The following is a 13,911-nucleotide window of genomic DNA, read 5'->3' as shown; positions in this document are numbered from 1 at the left end:
GATGAGCACATCCCGTACCGTCCTCGTCATCGGCGGTGGTGCGGCCGGCAGCACCGTGACGGTCCTGCTGCGGCGGGCCGGTCTCGCGGTGGAGCTGATCGAGGCCAAGGACGACTGGAACGCCACCGCCGGATCCGGCATCACCCTCCAGGGCAACGCGCTGCGCGTGCTGCGCGAACTCGGCGTGTGGCCACGGGTGAAGGAGTCCGGCTTCGGCTTCGGGTCCGTCGGGATCACCGCGCCCGACGGCACCGTCCTGCACGTCGCCCGCGACCTGCGCACCGGTGGCGACGACCTGCCCGCCACCCTCGGGATGCAGCGGCCCCGGCTCCAGCGGATCCTCGTCGACGCCGTGCGGGCGAGCGGCGCGACCGTACGGCTGGGCACCCGGGCGGAGGCCTTCGAGCAGGACGCCGACGGCGTGTCCGTGCGGTTCGACGACGGTACCGAGAGCCGCTACGACCTGGTCGTCGCGGCCGACGGGCTCGGCTCCGCCACCCGGGGCGCCATCGGTATCGCCGACCGGCCCGAGCCGACCGGCATGGCCATCTGGCGCGTCGCCGCACCGCGTCCGGCCGGCGTGGTCCGCACCGACCTGGCATACGGCGGCGCCGCCTACATCGCCGGCTACTGCCCCACCGGCGACACCACGCTGTACGCGTACGTCGTCGAGGCCAACCGCGACCGCGCCTCCATCCCACCGGAGTCGTACGCCGACGAGATGCGCCGGCTGACCGCCGCCTACGGCGGGTTCTGGCCGGAGATCACCGAGCACATCACCGATCCGGCGAAGGTCAACTACACCTGGTTCGACCGGCTGCTGGTCGAGGGTTCCTGGCACCGCGGTCGGGTGGTGCTCGCCGGCGACGCCGCCCACTGCTGCCCGCCCACGATCGCCCAGGGCGCGGCGATGTCGCTGGAGGACTCCCTCGTCCTCGCCGAGCTCCTCACCGGCGGGCGGCCCTGGGGCGACGACCTGTTCCAGGCGTACTACGAGCGGCGCGTCCCGCGGGTGCGGGCGGTCGTCGAGGCGTCCGTACAGATCGGCCGGTGGCAGCTCGACGGTGCGCGCGACGCCGACGTGCCCGGACTGATGGGGCGCACCATGACGATGCTCAGGGAGCTGCCGTGACGTTTCCCACCGTGGACGTGCACGCGCACGTCCTTCTGCCCGAGGTCGAGGCGCTGGTCGCCGCACTGCCCGGGCTCGCGGAGGCGAAGGCGCTGGACGCCCGCCGCAACGGTCCCGAGGCCCTCGCCGTCAGCGGCCGCATGGTCGCCGAGCGCGCCCCGGAACTCACCGACGTCTCCGTCCGGCTGGCGGTGATGGACGCCCAGGGCGTGGACGTGCAGTTGGTCAGCCCTTCGCCCTCGCACTACCACTACTGGGCGGACGAGGAGACGGCGGAGAAGGTGTACCGGCTCGCCAACGAGGCCACCGCGGCCCACTGCGCCGCCGCGCCCGACCGGCTGCGCGGCCTCGGCCTCGTACCGCTGCAACACCCCGGACAGGCGGTCGGCGCGCTCGAACACGCGCTGGAGCAAGGGCTGTCGGGCGTGGAGATCTCCAGCCACGGCCCGGGACGCGAACTGTCCGACCCCGCCTACGGGCGGCTGTGGGCGCGGGCCGAGGAGACCGGCGCGATCCTCTTCTTGCACCCCTTCGGCTGCACCCTGGACGAACGCCTGGACCAGTGGTACCTCTCCAACACCGTGGGCCAGCCCACCGAGAACGCCGTCGCGCTCTCGCACCTGATCTTCTCCGGCGTCCTGGACCGGCACCCCGGCCTGAAGATCGTCGCGGCCCATGGCGGTGGCTACCTGCCCACCCACATCGGCCGCTCGGACCACGCCTGGTCGGCCCGTTCCGACGCGGGCGCCGGCTGCGCCCACCGGCCCAGCAGTTATCTGGGGCGGCTGTACTTCGACTCGCTGGTGCACGACCCGCGTGTGCTGCGGTCACTGATCGGCGCCGCCGGGGCGGACCGGGTGCTGCTCGGCTCCGACTTCCCGTTCGACATGGGCGCCGACGACCCCCTCGGCGCTCTGCGCGCCGCTCGGCTCTCCGACGCCGACTTCGACGCCGTACGCGGTGGCAACGCCGCGGCCCTGCTCGACCTCTCCTGAGGAGGAACCCGTCATGAGCACTCGTCCGCTCACCCACCTGCGGCACGTCGACCTCGCCGTGCCCGACTACGACAAGCAACTCGACTTCTACGCCGGTGTCTGGGGCCTGACCAAGGTCGCCGAGGACTCCGGTATCTCCTTCCTCGCCGCCGAGGGGTCACCCGAGCAGTACGTGGTCCGGCTCCGCAAGGCCGACGAGAAGCGGCTCGACCTGGTCTCCTACGGTGCCGCGAGCGCCGCCGACGTGGACACGCTCGCCGAGCGGCTCCTCACCGGAGGTGTCCGGTTGGTCTCCGAGCCGGGGAAGGTCGGCACGCCCGGCGGCGGCTACGGCTTCCGGTTCTTCGACGTCGACGGACGCACCATCGAGGTCTCGGCCGATGTCGCCGTGCGCGAGCACCGCAGGATCGAGGAGAAGGAGTCGATCCCGGTCAACCTGTCGCACGTCGTGCTCAACTCCCCCGACCTGAACCGGACCCGTGAGTGGTACGAACGCCACCTCGGCTTCCGCCTGTCGGACACGCTCAGCTCCCCCCACATGGGGGAGGTCATGCACTTCATGCGGATCAGCAGCCGGCACCACTCCATGGCCATCGCCCAGGGCCCGCACACCGCCCTGCACCACATCTCCTTCGAGATGCGCGGCATCGACGAGTACATGCGGGGGACCGGGCGCGTGACGCGGGCCGGATTCCGGAAGATCTGGGGCCCGGGCCGGCACATGGCGGGTGACAACACCTTCAGCTACTTCCTCGACCCGCACGGCAACACCGTCGAGTACACCACCGAGCTGGAGCTGCTCGACGAGGACACCTGGCACCCGCACGTCTACGACTTCTCCCAGCCCGAAGTCACCGACCAGTGGGGCACCGCCAACCCGATGAACGAACTCGTCGCCAAGGAGTCGTTCAACGACCCCGACCGCGGTGTGTTCGTCGCCCCGCCGGTCTGAGTCCGCTGAGGAGAGTTCCGCATGCGCTTCGCGGCGTACGAACACCAGCACCGTCACCACGTCGCCGTCGTCGAGGAGGACGGCACCCTCCACCCGGTCCCCGGAGCCCGGTCGCTCACCGAGCTGCTGAGCTCCGGCGGCGGTCCGCGCGAGCTGCTCGACCGGGGCACCGCTTCGCTCGACGCATCACCCCCCGGCCCGCATGTTTCCCAAGTCAGGCTGCTGCCTCCGCTCCGGCCCGCGTCGGTACGGGACTTCGTCACCTTCGAGGAGCACGTCGAAGGCGTACGCCGTTCCGTCGAGGGCACCGCGGGCGTGCCGGAGCAGTGGTACGCGGCCCCCACGTTCTACTTCGGCAACCCCCACGCGATGCTCGGCCCGTACGACGACGTCCCCGTGCCGCCCGGATCCGCCGTCCTGGACTTCGAACTCGAAGTGGCGGCGGTGATCGGGCGCGAGGGCCACGACCTCACCCCCGAGCAGGCCCGTGACCACATCATCGGTTACACCGTGTTCAACGACTGGTCCGCCCGCGACCTGCAGTCCGCGGAGATGAAGGTCGGGCTCGGTCCCTGCAAGGGCAAGGACACCGCCACCACTCTCGGCCCGTACCTGGTCACCGCCGACGAGCTGGAGCCCTGCCGCGACACGGACGGTTTCCTGCGCCTGGCCCTCACCGCCGAGGTCAACGGCCGGGTGGTGGGTGAGGACCTGCTCTCCCACATGAGCTGGACCTTCGAGGAAATGGTCGCCTACGCCTCGCGCGGCACATACGTCATGCCCGGCGACGTCCTCGGTTCCGGCACCTGCGGCAACGGCGGCTGCCTCGCCGAACTGTGGGGCCTGCACGGCGCCCAGGACCCGCCGCCGCTGAAGCCCGGTGACACCGTCACCCTCACCGTGGAAGGCATCGGCACCGTCTCCAACACCGTCGTCCCCGGTCGCGAACCCGTCCCTCTGCCCACCGGCCGGCGACGGCGCCGGGAGCGGCCGTGAGGCCCCTTTCCGAACACGCCCGCTGGTTCGACGCTCCGAAACGGCTACTTCCAGGTGCGCGAGCACAGCACGAGGCGGTAGCCGTCCGGGGCGGCGACCGTCACTCCGTACTCGTCCCAGTAGGGTTGTGCGCGGCGACGCGCGTCCCTCCGGCGGCGGCCAGGCGGTCCACCAGCGCCTGGTCCACGGGGGTCCCCAGGTGGACCACGCACAGATCGTCCACGGTCGGGGTCGGCTCCAGCGGGTGCTCGGGATCGCGGGTCAGCGGAACCGCCGCACCCCCGCCCGGCCACCCCCGTCGTCGGCGGCAGGCCGCGGTCCGGCCCGCCACTGACGACACCGCCGGGGTCAGGAGCCGGTGAGGATGACGAGTTGCCGGGTCGCCCTGGTCATCCCGACATAGCGGTCGACCGCTCCTTCGACACCCTCGCCGAACGCCTCCGGGTCGATGAGGACGACCAGGTCGAACTCGAGACCCTTCGACAGCTCCGGGGTCAACGACCGCACGCGGGACGTCTCCCGGAACGTGGGGTCACCGATGACGCAAGCGATCCCGTCGGCATGCGCGGAGAGCCATCCGTCGAGAATGGGGTCCAGATCCGCAACGGGTCCGTGTACGACGGGGACGCCGCTGCTGCGGACGGAGGTCGGCACATTGGCGTCCGGGAGTACGGCCCGGATGACCGGCTCGGCCTCCGCCATGACCTCTTCCGGCGTGCGGTAGTTGACGCTCAGGGAAGCCACGTCGATCCGGTCGAGTCCGACCCGCTCGAGCCGTTCCTGCCACGACTCCGTGAACCCGTGCCTGGCCTGGGCGCGGTCCCCGACGATGGTGAAGCTCCGGGACGGACAGCGCAGCAGCAGCATCTGCCACTCCGCGTCGGTCAGTTCCTGAGCCTCGTCCACGACGACGTGTGCGAACGGGCCGGCGAGCAGGTCCGGGTCGGCGGTGGGCAGTTCGGACTCGTCGACCAGGCTGACCCGGGCGTCCTGGCCGCGCAACATCGTCACCAGGCCTTCGCCGTCGTCACCGTCGGCGCCGGAGTCGGCCGCGGCCGCGATCAGGTTGTCGACCACCTGCGTCATACGCTCGCGCTGGGCGGCGAGGGCGGTCTTGTGCCGGCTCAGCCGACGTGCCGCCTCCGGGTCGCCGAGCCGCTGCCGCGCCGCGTCGAGAAGCGGCAGGTCGGACACCGTCCAGGCCCGGGCGTCCTCGCGCTGCAGGTTCTTCACCTCATCAGGGCTGAGCCAGGGGGCGCACATCCGCAGGTAGGCGGGTACCGACCACAGGTCTCCGACGAGGTCGGCCGCTTCGAGCAGCGGCCACGCCGCGTTGAGGGTGTCCACCAGTTCCCTGTCGGTCCGCAGGGACCTGCGGAACAGGTCGGGCGAGACGTCCCCGTCGTACTTGTCCATCAGGATCGTGACGAGCGCCTCCCAGATGAGCTCACGCGCCTCGTTGTGCGGCGTCCCCGGATCCGGTGCTGCGAACGCCTCGGCCCAGTCGTCGGCGGTCAGCCGGATGTCGGTCCAGTCGACCGTGACCGTCATCCCCCGAGCAGGCGGCTCCTCGTAGAACCTGACGGCCGTCTCGATCGCCTTCACCATGTTCGCGGACGACTTCAGGAGTGCCACGTCCGGGTCGGTCTCGACCGATGCTCCGGCTCCCTCGGCGACAAGGTCCCGCAGGGTGCAGGTCTGCACGCCCTCCTCGCCGAGGCTGGGGAGGACATCGGCGACGTACGCCAGGTAGGGCTGGTGCGGACCGACGAACAGCACGCCGCCCCGGCGGTGACCGAGGCGGGGGTCGGAGTAGAGGAGGTACGCGGAGCGGTGCAGGGCGACGACGGTCTTCCCCGTACCCGGACCGCCGTCGACGACGAGAGTGCCGCGGGATCCCGCCCGGATGATGGCGTCCTGGTCGGCCTGGATGGTGGCGAGCACGTCTCGCATCCGGGCCGACCGGTTGCTGCCCAGGTCGGCGATGAAGGCGGACTGGTCGTCCAGCGCGGCGTGCCGCTCGAGCCGGTCAGCGGTGAACACTTCGTCCCAGTAGTCGCTGATCCGGCCGCGCGTCCAGCGATACCGGCGGCGGCTCGCCAGACCCATCGGGTTGGCGTGGGTCGCCGCGAAGAACGGCTCAGCCGCGGGAGAGCGCCAGTCGAACAGCAGTCGGCGGCCCGTGCTGTCGGTGAGGCCGAGTCGTCCGATGTAGAGGGGCTCGGGGTCGTCCGCGCCGACGATGTGTCCGAGGCACAGATCCAGTCCGAAGCGGCGCAGTGCGCGGACGCGGCCGGTCAGCCGGTGGATCTCCGCGTCCCGCTCCATTGCCTCCCGGCCGATGCCGCCGGGTGCCTTGCGCTCGGCATCGAGCCGGTCGGACAGTTCGGCGATCGCCTCCTCGAGGCTCTTCTCGATGGCCGCGAAGTGCCGCTCGTCGCCGGCGATCAGCATCGGGTCGGCCTTGTGTGAGAGCTGGTCGGGAAGGCCGAACGCACGGGCGGTCAGGGGGTTCATGTCCGTCAGCTCCGATCCGAAGTCGCGTCGGCGGTGTGCGGCGGTACGCCCACCCTTGTGTCGGCGCCGCGTATCACCACCGACTCGACGTCACCGCACAACCCATAAAGGGACAACAGCGAACGCATTTCGTGAATCACTCATTTCCACAGGTTCCTGGCCTCGGCCAGCGATTCTGCGGCACGACCAGGGCCTTGCCGCAAGCCCCCCGGTGCGCTATACGTTGAGAGTGGCAAGGAGTGGGAACTCCTCTTCGCCTTCGCCCGCTGTCGACGGGCACGCTCTCCACTCAGCGGCGACGCACTCCCTCGTTCACACCGAGCGCCTGCACGGCGGCCTGGGCACGGAGTCGCTCGGCGGTCGCCCTTCGATCGTGTCGCGCGGGATCAGGTTCGGGCAGGACGTCCCACGCCACCGCTGTCCCCCTGCTGAGCGTCGTCTCCATCGGTGGCTTCTAGGTCAAAACCTGTCCTACAAGTCGCCTAGTGTCGGAACGAGCAGCACGCACTCAGGAGGGCAGCGGATGACCGTAAAACCGATCCCGGACGGCTACCACACCGTCACGCCGTGGATCATCTCGCGCGACACAGCTGGGCTCATCGACTACCTGAAGGAGGCGTTCGACGCAGAGGAGATCGCCCGGGTCGTCGGGGACGATGGGCGGATCGGGCACGCAGAGGTACGGATCGGCGACTCCATTGTCATGCCGTTCGACGCGGCGCCGGGCTGGCCGCCGACGCCCGCCTTTCTGCGCCTCTACGTCGAGGACGCCGATGCCGCGCACCGCAGGGCTGTCGCGGCCGGCGGTACGTCCGTGACCGAGGTGACACACCTCTTCTTCGGCGACCGGGTCGGACGGGTACGCGATCCGCTGGGCAATCTATGGTGGCTCCAGACGCGGGTGGAGGACGTCAGCCCGGAGGAGATGGAACGCCGTCTCGGCGACCCGAAGTGGGCCGAGGCGATGGCGTACGTCCAGGGTGCCGACTTCTTCCCGGGGGCCTCGGTGGTGGTGGAAGGGCTCAACCGACAGGATGGGCCGTAACCGTTGACGGGTGAGAAGTGGGGAATCGCGGTGGATCTGATCCATCTCTCGGATGGACAACAGCTTCCGAGTACGAGTGCTGGGCCGCCGCATGCCGGGAGTGCTGCCGCTGCACGACCTGCTCGACGCTGAGGTACTCATCGAGAGTGGCTTCCTGGGCGGACGACTGGGCCTGTCCAGTGGTTTCACGCCGAGGTCCCGGACCGGGCGGCGGTACTTGTCGTGGTCGTGGCCGCGGTCGGCCAGGTTCCCGTCCGGGCGGCACCTGTGTTCCCAGGCGATCCCGGTATGGAGAACGCACAGGATGCCCTGGATCACCAGCCGGTCCGGATGACGCCCGCGCCCGGGACGGGAGTCAGTCGACAGGCCAGGTGTGCGCCGGAGCGTTCATGTGCATGTAGTCGATGTACTGCTGGGTCATCCGCCGCAGTGCCTGGTGCCGGTCCGCGTGGGCGATGTCGTGGATGTGGTGGAACATCTCCGACTGCCACACCGCGCCGTTGCGGCCGCTGACGCATCGCTGCTCGATGATCCCCAGCAACGGCTCCCGCCAGGCCCGGTCCATGCCCGACCGCTCCAATCCGCGGTGCGCCAGCGGCAGCAGGCGCCGCAGTACCAGCTCGGTCGCCGGGACCTCGCCCACCCCCGGCCAGTACAACTGCGCCTCGATCCCGTGCCGAGCCGCGGCGTGCAGATTGTCCTCCGCGGCCGAGAAGGACATCCGTGACCAGACGGGACGGTCCTCGTCGACCAGGGCACGGGTCAGCCCGTAGTAGAAGGCACCGTTCGACAGCACGTCGGCCACCGTGGGGCCTGCGGGCAGCACCCGGTTCTCCACCCGAAGATGCGGTACGCCGTCGACGACGGCATAGACGGGGCGGTTCCAGCGGTAGATCGTCCCGTTGTGGAGGGTGAGTTCGGCCAGTTGGGGGGTCCCGTCGCCGTCGAGTGTCTCCTGCGGGTCCTCGTCGTCGCACAGCGGCAGCAGCGCCGGAAAGTACCGTGCGTTCTCCTCGAAGAGATCGAAGACGCTGGTGATCCACCGCTCACCGAACCACACCCGGGGCCGTACTCCCTGCACCTTGATCTCGTCGGACCGGGTGTCGGTGGCCTGCTCGAACAGCGGAATGCGCGTCTCGTGCCACAGCTCCTTGCCGAACAGGAACGGTGAGTTCGCCGCCAGGGCCACCTGCACGCCCGCGATGGCCTGCGCAGCGTTCCAGTAGGACGCGAACTCGTCCGGCGAGACCTGGAGGTGGAACTGGGTGCTGGTGCACGCCGCCTCCGGCGTGATGGTGTCGGCGTAGGTCCGTAGCCGTTCCACCCCGTCCACCGAGATCAGCAGGTCCTCGCCGCGCGCGGAGAAGATCTGCTCGTTCAGCAGGTGATACCGCGGATTCTCGGACAGCGACGCCAGGCCCACGTCCTTCAGCTCCAGCGTCGGCAGAATTCCGATCATGACCAGATGCACACCGATCGCCGCGGCTTTCTCCTCGGCGTGGTTGAGCGCGTCCCGGATCTCCCTCTCCCAGGAGTCGGGGCCGCCCGCGGTGAGCTGCCGCGGCGCGATGTTGATCTCCAGATTGAACCGGCCGAGCTCGCTCGACCACGAGGGATCCGCGATCGTCGCCAGGACGTCCGTGCTGCGCATGGCGGGCTCGCCGGCGGCGTCCACGAGGTTCAGTTCGATCTCCAGACCGACCTGCGGCCGCTCGAAGTCGAACCGCGACTCCCGCAGCATCCGCGCGAACACGTCGAGGCAGGTGTGCATCTTGTTCCGGAACTGGCGACGGTCATCACGGGTGAACACCAGTGCCGGGACGTCGCGTCCCATCCGGCCCTCCCGAGTCTCCTCGGCACGGACCCCACCTTCAGCGTGCCACTCCCCGGGCGGCCGGACCACTGAGGGCGTTCGGTGGACGGGGCCTGGATTCGGCCTGTCGCCGCGCCGACGCCGAACGTGACCGAGCACCACGCGGCTGGGCCGTGCTCGGTGGCCGGGTCCGTCGGGTGACGGGCCCGGCCTCGGCGGTCGACGCGTCGGTCAGACGCGGTCGGCCGCGATCAGGACGTACTGGAAGGAGCCGTCCTTGTAGGAGTTGATGAACGCCTCTTCGATGCCGGTCACCAGGGAAGAAGTGGCCCGCAGCTCCCAGTAGGGCAGGGTCTCGGCAGTCAGGTCGATGACGGCCTGCGGTACGAGACGGTTGTCGGCCATGGCGCGCAGGTACTCCCGGCGGGAGTGGATGTTGCACTCGAAGTGGGCGTTGATCTGGGAGACCCACTTGGAGGGCTGGCCGTAGCGCGGGTTCCAGCAGCCGGTGATGGTGACGTAGCGGCCGCCGACCGCGAGGATGCGGGAGTGCTCGGCGAAGAGGTCGTGCAGGTCGACGTACATGCTGGACTCGTTGTTCCACGAGGCCGCCGCCTGCCCTGTCTCGAAGGGGGTGGCGAGCATGTTGCACACGCGGGCGCGGACATGGTCGTCGATGCCGAGCTCGCGGGCGCGCTGGTTGGCGAAGTCGGCCTGCTTGGCCGACAGGGTGACGCCCTCCACCGTGCATCCGAAGCGCTGGTGGGCCATGACCATGGAGCCGCCCCGGCCGCAGCCGGCGTCCACGAGCGTGTCGTCACGGTCGATGGAGCCGAGGTGGTCCAGGAGGACTTGGGCCTGTGCCGACTCCAGGCGGTGGAGCTCGGCGATCAGCCTCTTCTCGTACGCGCTGTCGTCCGGGCTTCCGAGGGCGGCGTGGTCGACGTCGCCGATGCCGTAGTGGTGGTGGTACAGCCCGTCGACATCGCCGAGACGCAGGTTCACGGGCCTGGCCTCCTGGTCCCAGTAACGGGCGATGTCACCCTGGTAGGGGGACGCCGGGGAGGGGATGAACGCGGAGGTGCCGTTGGCGGTGGTGAACTCGGTGCTGGTCACAGATGAATCCTTCTTACCAGAAATCGGGCAGGCTGTAGCGATAGGTGTTGGTCATGTGCCAGTAGTGGTTGCCGTCGACCCACGCGGCCACTCCCCGCAGGAAGCGCAGCACGCTCGGGGCGGGGCAGGCGGCGGCCAGGGCGGCCGCTTCGGCTTCGAAGGCGTGCATGAGGTCGTTGTGGACGTCGACGGCCTTCAGGTAGGCGTCCCGTTCGGAGCGGTCCTCGCGCTCGGCGATGACCACGGGCAGGTTCAGGTGCCGGCCGGGGCTGTCGAGTTCCTTGGTGTACGAGTACAGGTCGTTGACGATGGTGGTCGCGTTTCCGGCGAGCGCGATGACCCGCTGCATGGCGGGCCGGGCATGCAGGTCCGCCGGCAGTTCGTACCCTCCGACGCTGTCGGTGATGGTGGGACAGGGGCGGAAGTTGTTGAACTGACGCATTGCCAGGTACTCCCACACCTCCGGAACGTGATCCGTCTCGGCCCAGGCGGCTTCGGCGAGGTACCCCATGTGCAGACGGGCCATGTCGTGCCGGAACCGGTCGGCCTGGGAGGGGGTCGCCAACTGGACGAAGTACTCCATGGCGGAGCGGTAGGCGCGCCGGGGGGCGTCCGACTGGAGGGACTCCACCCATCCCGGCTCGTACTCCTTCGTGGTGTGCAGCGGGTCGAGAGCCGTGTGCGCCAGCAGAAGTCGGCTGCCGAGGCCGATCGGTGAGCCACCGTGGTCTTCGCAGTAGCAGTCGTCGACCGCGTTCTCCGCGACCATCAGCCGCGTGGCGATCATCAGATGGTCGATGGTGGGAGCGTCCGGGTGGCAGGCGACCATGTAGCGGCCGACGGAGAAGCCGTCGAACTGGTCCTCCCACTCCGGGGGGAACGCCTGGACCTCGTCCACCGCCCATGCCTTGATCCTGCGGCTGACCTCGGCCACCCGCACCGCATCGGGCTCCGGCACCGGGTGGTGGTACAGGCCCGGGATCGGCCTGCCCTGCGCCCGCTCCTCGGGTGCCGGAGGTGCCGGCGGCTCCTCGCGCCGCACCAGGTGCAGGCCCGCGGTGCCCAGACCACTGGGGCCGCGCAGGATACGTTCCAGGGCGGGCTTCGGTTCCCTCACCGCGGTTGTTGCATCGTGGCTCAGGTGATGAGGGATCGGATCGCCGCTCGGGCCGCCGCCCGGTACGGACCCGGCTGCGGGCTCGGGCGCTGTGGCGGGGATGGGCACGGGCGGCGGGCCGGGCAGGAAGGGCAGGGCGGGCCGGGCGTCGGCCTCGGCGCCGACGGTGTGGGCCTGGTCGAGGACGTGGGTTCCGAAGCGGTCCGCTGCGGCAGACAGGCTCGACTGCAGAGGGGAAAGCCCAGGATCGGGCATCCGTGACTCCTTGGTGAGGTGGGTGGGCTGTCCCGGGTGCCGGGCGGGCTCGCCCGGCCCGGGAGGGGCCGGGCCGAGACGGCCGTCGGACGGGCCCACTAGGGCGTGTCTTTTGGATCAGGCCGGATCAGCGAGCGGGGTCCGGTGCGTGCAGATGCAAGGCGGATGTGGGGGTCCCCCCGCCGAAGGCACGGGGAGGCGCCACTGCGGAGCATGGGCGACCGACGACAACGCAGCAGATGCGCGTGCCAGGGCTCGCGAGCCCGGCAAGATCCGAAAGACACGACCTAGTCTCGCCTTCGGGCGATCTGCACGTTCTCCAGCACGCCGAGCGCGTCGGGCACCAGGATGGCGGCGGAGTAATAGGTCGTGACCAGGTACGAGACGATCGCCTGTTCGCTGATGCCCATGAAGCGCACCGAGAGGCCCGGCTCGTACTCATCCGGCAGGCCGGTCTGGCGCAGGCCGATGACGCCCTGGTTGTCCTCGCCGGTTCGCATGGCGAGGATCGAGCTGGTGTTCTCCTTGCTGATGGGGATTTTGTTGCAGGGCAGGATCGGGACCCCGCGCCAGGCCGGGACGTGCTGCCCGCCGACATCGACGTGATCCGGGTAGATCCCGCGGGCGTTCCACTCCCGCCCGATCGCAGCGATCGTCCTGGGGTGGGCGAGGAACAGCTTGGTGCCGCGGCGGCGGCAGAGCAGCTCGTCCATGTCGTCCGGGGTGGGCGGGCCGGAGTGGGGCTGGATCCGCTGTCTGAAGGCGGCGTTGTGGAGGAGCCCGAACTCCCGGTTGTTGATCAGCTCGTGTTCCTGGCGCTCACGCAGCGCCTCGATGGTGAGCCTGAGCTGCTCCTCGGTCTGGTTCATCGGCCCGTTGTAGAGGTCGGCGACCCTGGTGTGGACCCGCAACACGGTCTGCGCGACGGAGAGTTCGTACTCGCGCGGGTTGAGCTCGTAGTCGACGAAGGCACCCGGCAGCTCGACTTCGCCGGTGTGGCCCGCCGACATCGCGATCTCGGCCTCGCCGTGACGGTTCTGCCGCTGCTGAGGGAGCGACCTGAACCGCTGGATGTGGTCCTGGAGCCCCGGTGCCGAGGACAGTACGGCGGCGAAGTCGGCGCGGGACAGGGTGAGCAGGGTGCCGGCGGTCTCGGCAGTGGCGGTGCAGTCCCATGTGGCGTCGGTGTCCAGCAGGGCGTTCTCACCGAACCGGTCGCCGTCGGCGAGTACGGCGACGGTGACCTCGTCGTCGTACTTGCCGACGGAGGTCCGGTTGATCCGGCCGTGGGCGATCAGGTGGATCTGCTCGGCCGGGGCACCGCGCTCGGCCAGCACCTCTCCGGCCCGGAAGTCGCGCTGGACGCACCGGCCGGCGATCGCGGTCAGGACCTCCACGTCGTCGAAGCCCCGCAGCAGCGCCAGTTCGCCGAGCTCGCGGGGGATCACCCGGACGCCGGCACCGTCCTGGACGAACTCGATGCGCCCGTCGCCGACGGTGTAGGTCAGCCGGCGGTTCACCCGGTAGGTGCCGCCCTTGGTCTCCACCCAGGGGAGCATCCGCAGCAGCCAGCGAGAGGAGATCTCCTGCATCTGCGGGGCGGACTTGGTTGTGCTGGCGAGGTTGCGGGCAGCCGCGGTGCTCAGGCTGGACTGCCGAGGCGGCTCCAGCTGCGCTTCCCGGCTGGTCTCAACGGTCATCGGGCGAGCTCTCCTTGGCAAGGTGGTGGTCGGCGTACACGCGCTGCTCGCGCGCCAACCGGCGAAAGAGGCAAAGAGGAGGAAGAAGCGAAAGACGAGCAGTCTCTTGGGAATCGGTCCAGATGCCGGGGAACAGTAACGGCCGGTGCACCCGGCTCGCCCCGAGAGTCCGATGGCATTAGCTCAATGCAGTGATCTTGCTCCGTGCAAGGTTTGTCCGGACCGGTGCGGGCATGCGGAGCCGGGCCGAGAGCATGCGTCGGCATGTGAGGG

General features: G+C 69.9%; 12 protein-coding genes. 6 read left to right on the top strand and 6 right to left on the bottom strand.

All coding sequences use genetic code 11. The annotated features are described in order from the left end of the window. The first annotated feature begins 1 nt into the window (after nt 1). Genes ABT360_RS04410 through ABT360_RS04395 form a run of 4 tightly spaced genes read left to right on the top strand, consistent with a single transcriptional unit; the run spans nt 2 to nt 4,075 of the window. Entirely contained in the window at nt 2-1,132 is a 1,131-nt protein-coding gene (locus ABT360_RS04410; protein WP_351810452.1) for an FAD-dependent oxidoreductase, read from the top strand. After that, nucleotides 1,129-2,127: an amidohydrolase family protein gene (locus tag ABT360_RS04405; protein WP_351810449.1), complete on the top strand. Its 999-nt coding sequence runs from the start codon at nt 1,129-1,131 to the stop codon at nt 2,125-2,127. The genes ABT360_RS04410 and ABT360_RS04405 overlap by 4 nt, the downstream gene beginning before the upstream one ends. A gap of 13 nt (nt 2,128-2,140) precedes the next feature. Then, nucleotides 2,141-3,079, top strand: a complete 939-nt coding sequence (locus tag ABT360_RS04400) for a VOC family protein (protein ID WP_351810446.1) — start codon at nt 2,141-2,143, stop codon at nt 3,077-3,079. 21 nt (nt 3,080-3,100) lie between these two features. Then, nucleotides 3,101-4,075 carry a fumarylacetoacetate hydrolase family protein gene (locus ABT360_RS04395; RefSeq protein WP_351810443.1) on the top strand — a complete coding sequence of 325 codons (975 nt, stop codon included), beginning with the start codon at nt 3,101-3,103 and terminating at the stop codon, nt 4,073-4,075. 44 nt (nt 4,076-4,119) lie between these two features. Here the strand turns inward: ABT360_RS04395 and ABT360_RS35330 are convergent, their stop codons facing one another. Together ABT360_RS35330 and helR are read right to left on the bottom strand one after the other, a co-directional pair. Further along, entirely contained in the window at nt 4,120-4,179 is a 60-nt protein-coding gene (locus ABT360_RS35330) for a hypothetical protein (RefSeq protein ID WP_444852174.1), read from the bottom strand. Between the two features lie 244 nt (nt 4,180-4,423). Beyond that, nucleotides 4,424-6,592, bottom strand: coding sequence for an RNA polymerase recycling motor ATPase HelR (helR, locus tag ABT360_RS04390; protein WP_351810440.1), 2,169 nt, complete (start codon nt 6,590-6,592; stop codon nt 4,424-4,426). Nucleotides 6,593-7,115: 523 nt separating this feature from the next. Between helR and ABT360_RS04385 the strand changes: the two genes are divergently transcribed. Both ABT360_RS04385 and ABT360_RS04380 read left to right on the top strand, forming a co-directional pair. Next, nucleotides 7,116-7,637 carry a VOC family protein gene (locus ABT360_RS04385; protein ID WP_351810437.1) on the top strand — a complete coding sequence of 174 codons (522 nt, stop codon included), beginning with the start codon at nt 7,116-7,118 and terminating at the stop codon, nt 7,635-7,637. A gap of 52 nt (nt 7,638-7,689) precedes the next feature. After that, the gene (locus tag ABT360_RS04380) at nt 7,690-7,971 is read left to right on the top strand and encodes a DUF5959 family protein (protein ID WP_351810434.1); all 282 of its coding nucleotides are present in this window, start codon (nt 7,690-7,692) and stop codon (nt 7,969-7,971) included. Between the two features lie 21 nt (nt 7,972-7,992). Here ABT360_RS04380 and ABT360_RS04375 read toward each other — a convergent pair whose 3' ends face one another. The 4 genes from ABT360_RS04375 to ABT360_RS04360 all read right to left on the bottom strand — a co-directional run bounded on the left by ABT360_RS04375 (nt 7,993) and on the right by ABT360_RS04360 (nt 13,638). After that, nucleotides 7,993-9,471 carry a glutamate-cysteine ligase family protein gene (locus tag ABT360_RS04375; RefSeq protein WP_351810431.1) on the bottom strand — a complete coding sequence of 493 codons (1,479 nt, stop codon included), beginning with the start codon at nt 9,469-9,471 and terminating at the stop codon, nt 7,993-7,995. Nucleotides 9,472-9,681: 210 nt separating this feature from the next. Continuing rightward, nucleotides 9,682-10,566 carry a geranyl diphosphate 2-C-methyltransferase gene (locus ABT360_RS04370; protein WP_351810428.1) on the bottom strand — a complete coding sequence of 295 codons (885 nt, stop codon included), beginning with the start codon at nt 10,564-10,566 and terminating at the stop codon, nt 9,682-9,684. A gap of 13 nt (nt 10,567-10,579) precedes the next feature. Then, entirely contained in the window at nt 10,580-11,938 is a 1,359-nt protein-coding gene (locus ABT360_RS04365; RefSeq protein ID WP_351810424.1) for a family 2 encapsulin nanocompartment cargo protein terpene cyclase, read from the bottom strand. A 287-nt stretch (nt 11,939-12,225) separates the two neighbouring features. After that, nucleotides 12,226-13,638 carry a family 2B encapsulin nanocompartment shell protein gene (locus ABT360_RS04360; protein WP_351810421.1) on the bottom strand — a complete coding sequence of 471 codons (1,413 nt, stop codon included), beginning with the start codon at nt 13,636-13,638 and terminating at the stop codon, nt 12,226-12,228. Nucleotides 13,639-13,911: the final 273 nt, after the last annotated feature.

Origin of the sequence: Streptomyces sp. NPDC000229 (assembly GCF_040300825.1) — a bacterium.
GTDB lineage: Bacteria > Actinomycetota > Actinomycetes > Streptomycetales > Streptomycetaceae > Streptomyces.
Note: the sequence above shows the minus strand (reverse complement) of the source record. Positions and strands in the feature narration are given on the sequence as shown.

Excerpts from the sequence above, each read along its gene's own strand:
- ABT360_RS04410 (WP_351810452.1), top strand. The coding sequence starts at position 2 with ATGAGCACATCCCGTACCGTCCTCGTCATCGGCGGTGGTGCGGCCGGC.
- ABT360_RS04400 (WP_351810446.1), top strand. The coding sequence starts at position 2,141 with ATGAGCACTCGTCCGCTCACCCACCTGCGGCACGTCGACCTCGCCGTG.
- ABT360_RS04395 (WP_351810443.1), top strand. The coding sequence starts at position 3,101 with ATGCGCTTCGCGGCGTACGAACACCAGCACCGTCACCACGTCGCCGTC.
- helR (WP_351810440.1), bottom strand. The coding sequence starts at position 6,592 with ATGAACCCCCTGACCGCCCGTGCGTTCGGCCTTCCCGACCAGCTCTCA.
- ABT360_RS04385 (WP_351810437.1), top strand. The coding sequence starts at position 7,116 with ATGACCGTAAAACCGATCCCGGACGGCTACCACACCGTCACGCCGTGG.
- ABT360_RS04380 (WP_351810434.1), top strand. The coding sequence starts at position 7,690 with ATGGACAACAGCTTCCGAGTACGAGTGCTGGGCCGCCGCATGCCGGGA.
- ABT360_RS04375 (WP_351810431.1), bottom strand. The coding sequence starts at position 9,471 with ATGGGACGCGACGTCCCGGCACTGGTGTTCACCCGTGATGACCGTCGC.
- ABT360_RS04365 (WP_351810424.1), bottom strand. The coding sequence starts at position 11,938 with ATGCCCGATCCTGGGCTTTCCCCTCTGCAGTCGAGCCTGTCTGCCGCA.
- ABT360_RS04360 (WP_351810421.1), bottom strand. The coding sequence starts at position 13,638 with ATGACCGTTGAGACCAGCCGGGAAGCGCAGCTGGAGCCGCCTCGGCAG.